The organism is Dyella sp. (assembly GCF_036384435.1).
Classification (GTDB): domain Bacteria; phylum Pseudomonadota; class Gammaproteobacteria; order Xanthomonadales; family Rhodanobacteraceae; genus GSA-30.
In genome coordinates this window covers 1-8,919 of sequence record NZ_DASVMI010000037.1, presented here as the reverse complement: position 1 = coordinate 8,919, position 8,919 = coordinate 1, and the positions used below count along the sequence as shown (strand labels likewise).

Below are 8,919 nucleotides of genomic sequence, written 5' to 3'. Positions count from 1 at the left end.
CCTCAATCGAATCGGCACTGTCATCGGCGGCGATCTGCTTGAGGTATCCGTTACCCGCATCGAACATATCGCGTGGCACGGCCATGCCGCGATCGCGTGCCTCCAGCATGAAGTGCATGGCGTAGTCGCTGCGGAAGGCATCGCCATCGGGCGTGGCCGTCCACAGGCTGAAGCCACCCTGCCCGTTCTGGCGTGTATGCAGGGCATCGTAAAGGCTTGCCAGCGCCTCGGCTTGGGTCTTGCCGCCGGTCTTCTGGGAGGCATCGAGCACCGACTTGAATTCCGGCCGCTGACCGAACACCAGCGCCGGCATGGCACCACTGAGAATCTGTTCGGTGCAGTAATGCTCGAAATTCACCAGGTAAGCGGACAGGCCTTGCGCCAGCACCAGCGGCAGGTTGGAGATCGCCACATCACGCTTGGCATAGGCATCGTAGAGCTTGCGTATATCGGTGAAATCGGCCTTGCTGCCCGCCTCGACGCGATCGATGCCCACCGTGGTGCGGAAGGCTGCTGCCGGACGCACCGACAGGTCGACGCTCTGTCTGGCCGACTTGTCGCCATAGGTGGCGGTGAAAGTCAGGTTGCCGGAACCGAGCTGCTCGGTGGCTTTCACGCGGAACAACGCCACGCCTTCGCGCATCTCGCCAAGATTGATGCTCTGCGTGGCATTGCCGACCAGTTGCAGTTGCGGGCCCGTCTTGAGCGAAACCGACACCGGCACCTGCTTGCCCCCCAGGCCGGTCAGGTTGTTGGCCACGCCAACGCTTACCTCGACCTCGTCACCGGGGGCCAGCGTGGTCGGCACATTCGGCGACAGTACGAAATCACCGCGCACCGTGGTGGCGCCCTCGAAGGTACCGATCTTGTCCGGCGAGACCGACACCGCCATCACACGCAGCTTGCCATTGAAGTAGTCAGGCACGTGATAGGTCAGGTCCTTTTCGCCATCCACGTCCACGATACCCGACCAATAAGCCACCGGCTTATCGCGCTTGCGCTTGAACGGATTGAGCTGGCGGCCGATGGCACCATCCTCGTCGCCACCCGGAGCGGCCATCGACATCAGCTTCTCGAAGTCCGGCAGGATCAGGTCGAGGATCTGCGAGGTGCCCACTTCCAGCATGCGCTTGCGGAAGAAGAATTTCAGCGGGTCACCCAGCTTGTAGCGCGCCACTTGCAGGATGCCCTCATCCACGGCGAACACGACTGCCTTGGTTGGCTGGCTGGACGTGACCTTGAAGGTGACATCCTGGCCAGGCTTGACCAGCGCGGGCGAAGCGACCTTGATGTCGTTGCGACGGGCATCGAGATTGACTGAGAACGGCACGACACCGTAGCTCAACGGGCTCATGAAGATCTCGTCCGAGGACGGATCGCGGATGTACTGCACGTTGATATAGCCGTTGCCTTCAAAGCTCGCCGGTACGGTGATGTGCTGTACGGAGCTGGTGGTGTCGGCGTGGAACCACGCGTGCGCGTAGACCTTGTCGCGCTCGATGGTGATCAGGCCGCTGCCGGCGTACGGCGCACGGATGGCGATATCCACCGTCTCGCCCTGGGCGTAATCCTTCTTGCTCAGGTTGAGCTGCAGTTCGGCATTGCGATCGAGTGAGCGAGAGACATTGGCGTCGCCTACGACGCTGTATTCGATACGGTTGACCTCCGCACGATCGGTGCGGCGAATCACCAGCGCGAAGTTACCGGGCTTGTCGGTGGGCAGGGTGTAATCCATGCCCCCGGCCGGAATGCTCAGCGGCTGCTCGCTGACCGGAATTTCCTTAAGCTTGGACTCGTATTTGTAGACGCCCGAATCCTGCTTGGTCAGTACCGAGATGTAGCGACGCTCGATCAGTTGCACCTTGAGATCGCTCAAGGCAGTCGACTTGGCCTGGTGATCGATCGCCACCAATCGCACAGTGCGACTGGCACCACGGCTGACGTAATCAAGGTCATCAGTCGCCTTGTAGCCCACCAGCCAATCATTGCTCGACACCAGCGTCTGCGTGGCAGCGGCCACGCTGCGGCCACCTTCGGCTTCATAGGCCTTGGCCAGGAAGTACAACTGGTAGGTCGCGTCAGCGTATTTCTTCAGATCCAGGTTGAACTCGGCATGGCCCTTGTCGTCGGTCTTGCCGTCTTCAAGATCTTCCTGGTAACCATCTTTGGCTCGACGCACATCGTAGAAGTGGTAATCGGGCCAACTGCGGAATGCTGGATAGGCAGGACGCAAGGTCAGCGAGGCGGAAACGCGTCGATCGGTGGCCGGCGTACCGAACAGGTTCTGCACATCGACCTCACCCTTGAGGTCTTCAGGCTTGACCCAGCCCTCGGTCACCTGCTGGGACATGTGCGCGTCAACCTTCATGCGATCGGGCAGGAACTCTTTGACCTGGACCGTCGTGTTGCCGATCTGCGCGTTGGTCTTGCCGTCCTTGACGATGTAGAGATTGATCGTCCAGGTGCCGGTGGGCGCGGTTTCCGCGGGTGCGTATTCAAGTTCGGCGAAGCCGGAGGCATCCATCGAGAGCGGCACCTGCTTCACTGCCACACCGCGCGGATCGACGATTTCCGCCTGAAGCGGCACGCCTGCGACGCTGCGTGTCCAGGTCGCCGCCCGCACGATAAGGCCGATGTGGAAGGTATCGCCCGGGCGATAGATACCGCGATCGGAAAACAGATAGCCCGATAGTGCGCCATCGCTGACCGCGTTGCGCTCACCACCGATATCGAAGCGCGAATAGTCGAGTTGGCGATCGTAGGTTCCAATCGGCAGGAACGACAAGTCATCGCCCTTCTTGACCAGGTACATGACTGGCTTCTTGTCGCGATCCAGGCCCTTGAGGCTGGGGAAATGCACCACGCCGTCGCCGCTGGTGGTTTCGCTGTAGAGCGTCTGGCCGTTGAGCGCCACCACCGCCACGCTGGCGCCAGCGACAGGTTGACCGCTGGCGATCGACTGCACGAATACATCCTGGCTGCCATCGACAGCCTTCTTGACCAGCATGCCCAGGTCGGTCACCACCACCAGGCGCGTGTCCTGCGGCGCAGGGCGGGCGTCATCTGCGGCAGCATCGTCGTCAGCCGGGGCGTCGCCCTCGCCTTCATCACCCTCGCCTTCGCCTTGGTCACCACTGGCCGCGCTGTTGCCTGAGCTGAAACCATTCTTGGCTTCGTCTTCGGCAGCCTTTTCAGCCTGTTCCTTCTTGGCTTCGGCCTTGGCGTCATAGGCGGACAAGTGCAGCATGAATACGCCGCGCTTGCCTTCCTTCAGGTATTGGCCCAGGTCCACGCCCTCGTAGTGCGCCTTGCCCGGATCACCCTTGGGGAAACTGCGCTTGACCTCGTAGCGCTCGACGATGTGGTCTTCGCTGAAGCCGTAGACAAGGTCGGGCCTGGTGTAGTTGCCCTGGTTGAGGCTGACCAGATGCTGGATCTGATCGGGTAATACGCGGCCCACCTCCACGCGCATGCCCGGCAGGTTACGTGACACCACCGATACGCGCTTGCTGCCGCTCATCGACAGCAGCGAGCCGTCGGCCATGAAGCGCAACAGCTTGGGATAGTCCGGTACGGTGATGGCCTGAGCCGTCGCCTGGCCGGAAAGATAACCACCGAACGAACGCAGGCCTTTCTCCACGCGTACGTAAATGCGCTGGCCCGGTTCGGCGTGGAACTTGAAGCTTTGCAGTGATGCGTAGTCGTTCTCGGTCGGTACGACTTCGAGCTTCAGTGGCTGCGATTTCTTCAGCAGCGACTCGCTGATTTCCGAAGGCTGCCATGGGTAGGGAGCGGCATCATCGTCATCGTCGAATTTGGGATTGCGCTTGGGTAGCACCCAGGCCTTGACCAGGCCGGCCAGTTCGCTGTCACGGACATTGTCGCTGGTTTCCAGCAACAACACCTGTTCGGGCTCGTATTTGTCGTTGTCGACCAAGGTAGGTTCGATGCTCTTGATCGCCAGGCTATAGAGACCAGGCACCGCAATACTCGCCGCCCGCTCGTCTTCGGTACCATCGCCACCACGCGAGCTACGCACGCCCTTGGCAATCGTATAGGCCACCGCACCATCGGCCTTGGGCAAGGCCAGAGGCTGCGAATGAATCCAGGCATGCAGCTTGTTCTGGTCGTAGGTCACACTGAACTTGAGCGAGCCGCCGCCCAGGCCGGGCTGGTTCAGCTCAAGACCAATGCGCTTTTCGAACTGCGATGGGTCCACCGGGTAATTGAAATCCACCGGGAGGATGGTCTTCTTTGCCGTGGCATCTTGTGGGTCCTGATAGAACTCTCCACGACCGACGGTCATCTCGAACTTGGCGGTATCGAAATCAACGTGGTCGTCGGCCATCTTCACGTGCGGCGCGAATACCTTGGATACGTCAAAGCGCACCTGGAAGTGTTTGCCTACCGGCCAGTCTTCAGCGGGCGTGAAGCGCAGGTGCTTGTCGTCGACCCAGGTCCACTGGCCCTTGATCGCCGGCTGCATGGTGATGCCGGCAGTAACCGGCTTGCCGACCTGCTCGATCTGCGCAGCTGAGCGAGAGAACATCACGTTCAGCGGGTAGATGAAGATCGGCTGTTGCGTGTAATCGGTCAGCAACGGAGCCTGCGCGGAGAGCGTGACCCGTTCCGGCTCGACCGGCTTGGGGCGATTCTTGTACCACTGCCAGCCATACCAGCCGCCAAAGCCGATCACCAGCAAGGCCACGAGGGTACCGGCGGCATGCAGGGGACGGCGCCTGACCAGGCCTGCGGTGGCGGGCGCCCAGGCGGGCGCGGACCACGACACATTGCCGATCAACGGCCGCAGAATCAGGCCGAGAAGGCCAAGCAAGCCCCGTAGCAGGCGCACGGGCAACAACAACAAAAACCGCAGCAGATCCATGGTGCTTCCCTGAAATCATCCACTGAAAACAACGGAAAAAGACCCACACGCAGCCACACCGCCCGCCGTGCGGACGCAAGCCAGCCGTGCTAAATCCCCTATGCCGAATCCTGCGCCGCGTATGTGGCCGATTCGGGCGTTCATTGTGGCATGCCGGCGGCAGCGCCGGTATGGGTCAGACGCGTTCCAGAGCCTGAGCCAGGTCGGCTATGAGCACCCGTGGGTCTTCCAGGCCGATGGAAAGCCGCACGAGACTGGCCGGCAACGAGGCGCTGGTATCCACGCGGGCCGTACCTGGCAACGCACAAGCCATCGGCCAGGCCAGCGACTCGTAACCGCCCCAGGAGACACTGAGCAGGAAACGCCGCAGCGCATTGCAGAATCGTTCGACCGACGGCACATCCGGCACGTCCAACACGATTGACATCACCCCGCTGGCCGCATGCATCTGGCGCAGCGCAAGCTCATGCTGGGGATGCGACGGCAGGTGTGGATGGTGGACACGCGCGACGCGTGGGTGCTGCTCCAGCCATTGCGCCACCTGTAGCGCGCTGGCTGCCGAACGCTCCATGCGTAACGGCAACGTGCGCAAGCCACGCAACATGAGCCAGGCATCGTGTGGCGAAATGACCGCCCCCAAGGTCATCAAAGGACCTTCGAACACCATGCGCATGGATTCGTGACTGCCGCAAAGCACGCCGGCCATGACGTCACTGTGGCCATTGAGGTATTTGGTGGCCGAGTGCATGACCAGGTCGATGCCCAGCGCCAATGGCGACTGCCCCAACGGGGAAGCGTAACTGTTGTCGCATAGCGTGAGGATGCCGCGCTGCCGCGCCATGGCGGCGATCGCAGCAAGGTCCTGCAGTTCGAACGTCAGCGAAGTCGGACTTTCTAGCACGATCAGGCGCGTGCTTGGACCGATCGCCTGTTCGATGGCATCGAGCGAACGGCCATCGACGAAATCGACCGAGATTCCGAGCGTGCGCAGCAATGTATCGAGCAGGCGCCTGGTCCAACTGTAGGCATGCTGCACGCAAATGACATGGTCACCGGCTGCGACGCAGGCAATCACGCCAGCGGCCATTGCACCTGCCCCCGAGGCGAAAACCAAGGCATCAGCGGCGCCTTCCAGCGCCGCCAACTTGGTGCGCAACATGGACACGGTGGGGTTATTGCCACGCGTATAAATCGCGGCGTTGAATTCATCGGCCGCCGCCTCGCGCATGGAGGCCACATCGGGAAACGCGAAAATCGAACTCTGCAACAAAGGTGGCGCAACGGCACCGTGGTAACGGTCGCGGTCCTCGCCGAGATGATTGATAATCCAGTCGATATCCATGCTGCGGCTCAGGCCTGGCCTTGAGAAGCTCAAGGAAACATGGATATCACGGAACAGCTCGATGGGACAGTACGAGTCGGGCGCCCAGAGTCGAGGGAGGAATCATCAGGGCGCATCATCGGCGCACTCTCGCAAATTGTCAGTCCGCCGTTGCCCCCAACGCTTGCGCCCCGGCTACTTGCCCTGTTTCACAGAGACGGACCCGTCAAGGTAAGCGGCTACGTCACAAAGGACGCAGCCGCCCGCCCAGTCACAAGTTGGCGGCAAAATCGCGCACGGTCTGCGCCAGCTTGGGGTCCTGCATGGCCATATGCATGGTGGCCCGTACCAGGCCTGCCTTGTTGCCACAATCGAAGCGTGTGCCCTGGAATCGATAGGCCAGCACCTTGCCCTGCTCCTTGAGCAAGGCCTCGATGGCATCGGTCAACTGGATTTCACCACCCGCACCAGGCGTGGTCTGTTCGAGCAACTGAAAAATGCGCCCGGGAAGCACGTAGCGACCGACCACGGCAAGATTGGACGGGGCATCGGCGGGCTTGGGCTTTTCCACCATGTGGCGGATCTGCGCGCTGCGCTCGTCGATCGTGGTGGCATCGACGATGCCGTACTTGTCGGTCTCGTTCTGTGGCACTTCTTCCACCGCAATGACACCGGCATCCTGAGATTGCGCCAGTTCAGCCATCTGGCCGAGCGCACCGCGTCCCTGGTTCCAGATCAGGTCGTCGGGCAAGATGATGCCGAACGGCTCATCACCCACCACGGGCTTGGCGCAAAGCACGGCATGGCCCAGGCCAAGAGCCTCTGGCTGGGTCACGAAGATCGCGCGCACATGGCGCGGCAAGGTGCCCTGCACAAGAGCCAGCAATTCATCCTTGCCTTTCTCCTCCAGCTTGGCCTCCAACTCATAGGCCTTGTCGAAGTAGTCGGCAATGGCGTGCTTGTAGCGGTTGGTTACAAACACCAGCGTGTCGGCGCCAGCATCCACGGCTTCATCGACGGCGTATTGGATCAGCGGACGATCCAGCACGGGCAGCATTTCCTTGGCAACGACCTTGGTCGCAGGCAAAAAGCGCGTACCCAGACCGGCTACGGGGAATACCACCTTACGCAACGGCTTGCTCACTCACTTTTCTCCAGATTCGGCACGACGGATCGAGACTACGTTTTCAGGCTGCGGAATATCGCTCCAACGGAACGACGGGAGCAAACCTGACACGCAGGCGCGAAGGTTTTCCTCATCGAAGGCAACCGTCGCTTCAGTTGCCTTGCTAAACTGTACTTGCAGCAGGTCCCACGATACCTGGCGATGCTGGGCCAGGAATATCTTGGCATGCGTCGTCGCACTGTAATTTTCCAGCGGATGGAACAATTCCTCGAAAAGCTTCTCACCCGAACGCAGACCGGTATAGACGATCGGAATCTCGGTGCCAGGCTTTTTGCCAGCAAGGCGGATCATCTGCTCGGCCAGGTCACGGATTTTCACCGGCTCGCCCATATCCAGCGCGAAGATCTCGCCGCCCTGCCCCAGGCTCGCCGCTTGCAGGATCAACTGGCAGGCTTCGGGAATGGTCATGAAATAGCGTGAGATTTCTGGATGCGTAATGGTGACCGGACCGCCGTTACGAATCTGCTGACGGAAGAGCGGCACCACTGAACCGGCCGAATCAAGCACATTGCCGAAGCGCACGGTGATGTAGCGCGTATTGGAGCGCGCATTCAGGTTCTGGCACCAGATTTCAGCCACGCGCTTGCAGGCGCCCATGACACTGGTCGGATTGACCGCCTTGTCAGTGGAGATCAGCACAAAGCACTCGACCTGATGCTGATCGGCCAGGTCGGCGATATTGCGCGTGACCAGCACATTGTTACGGAAGGCCTGCCGCAGTTGCCCTTGCAGCATCGGCACATGTTTGTAGGCCGCGGCGTGGAAAACGACCTGTGGCTGCTGCTCAATGAACAGCTTGCGCATCGCGGCCGGGTCACCCGCGTCGGCCAGGATACCTTCGAAGATCAGTTCGGGATATTCAGCGCGCAGTTCCTGCGAGATCTGATACAGGTTGAATTCGCTGTGGTCCACGACAACCAGCGAATGCGCGCCCAGGCGAGCCACCTGACGGCACAATTCCGAACCGATCGAACCACCACCGCCGGTCACCAACACACGGCGCCCGGTCAGCGTTTCGCGGATGGCCGTCCAATCCAGCTCCACCGGATCGCGCCCGAGCAGATCCTCGATTGCCACTTCCTTGATTTCATTGAACTGCGCGCGACCGGCCACGACATCCTCAAGCTTGGGCACGGTGCGGTACGGCAGGCCCGTGAGATCGCACAACTCGACGACGCGGCGCATTTCTGAGGTCGATGCCCCTGGCAGGGCGATCAGCAGCATCTGCACGGCAGCTTCGCGGGTCAGTTCGGGCAACTGGTCGATGCGCCCAAGCACCGGGCGGCCGTTGATGCTCGCGCCACGCAGGCTTTCCTTGTCGTCGACGAAACCAACGACGTTGAAGCGGGCATCACGATGCAGGTCGCGCGAAAGTGCCTCGCCGGCGCGATCGGCGCCCACGATAAGCACGCGCTGCGCGCCCTCGGCGGGGAACATATCCAGTCGGCTGTCCTTCCAGAAACGGTAGGTCAGGCGAGGCGCACCGAGCATGGTCGACAGCACCACCGGATAGAGCAGCAGCACCGA

General features: G+C 61.3%; 4 protein-coding genes. All 4 read right to left on the bottom strand.

The window, feature by feature from the left end:
• A partial coding sequence (locus tag VF436_RS03410) for an alpha-2-macroglobulin (protein ID WP_330902577.1) occupies nt 1-4,885 on the bottom strand: 4,885 nt, incomplete at its 3' end.
• 175 nt (nt 4,886-5,060) lie between these two features.
• Complete coding sequence (locus VF436_RS03405; RefSeq protein WP_330902576.1) at nt 5,061-6,227, bottom strand: PLP-dependent aspartate aminotransferase family protein; 1,167 nt, start codon at nt 6,225-6,227, stop codon at nt 5,061-5,063.
• A gap of 250 nt (nt 6,228-6,477) precedes the next feature.
• Nucleotides 6,478-7,350, bottom strand: a complete 873-nt coding sequence (galU, locus tag VF436_RS03400) for a UTP--glucose-1-phosphate uridylyltransferase GalU (RefSeq protein WP_330902575.1) — start codon at nt 7,348-7,350, stop codon at nt 6,478-6,480.
• On the bottom strand, nt 7,351-8,919 hold a 1,569-nt coding region (locus tag VF436_RS03395), incomplete at its 5' end, for a nucleoside-diphosphate sugar epimerase/dehydratase (RefSeq protein WP_330902574.1).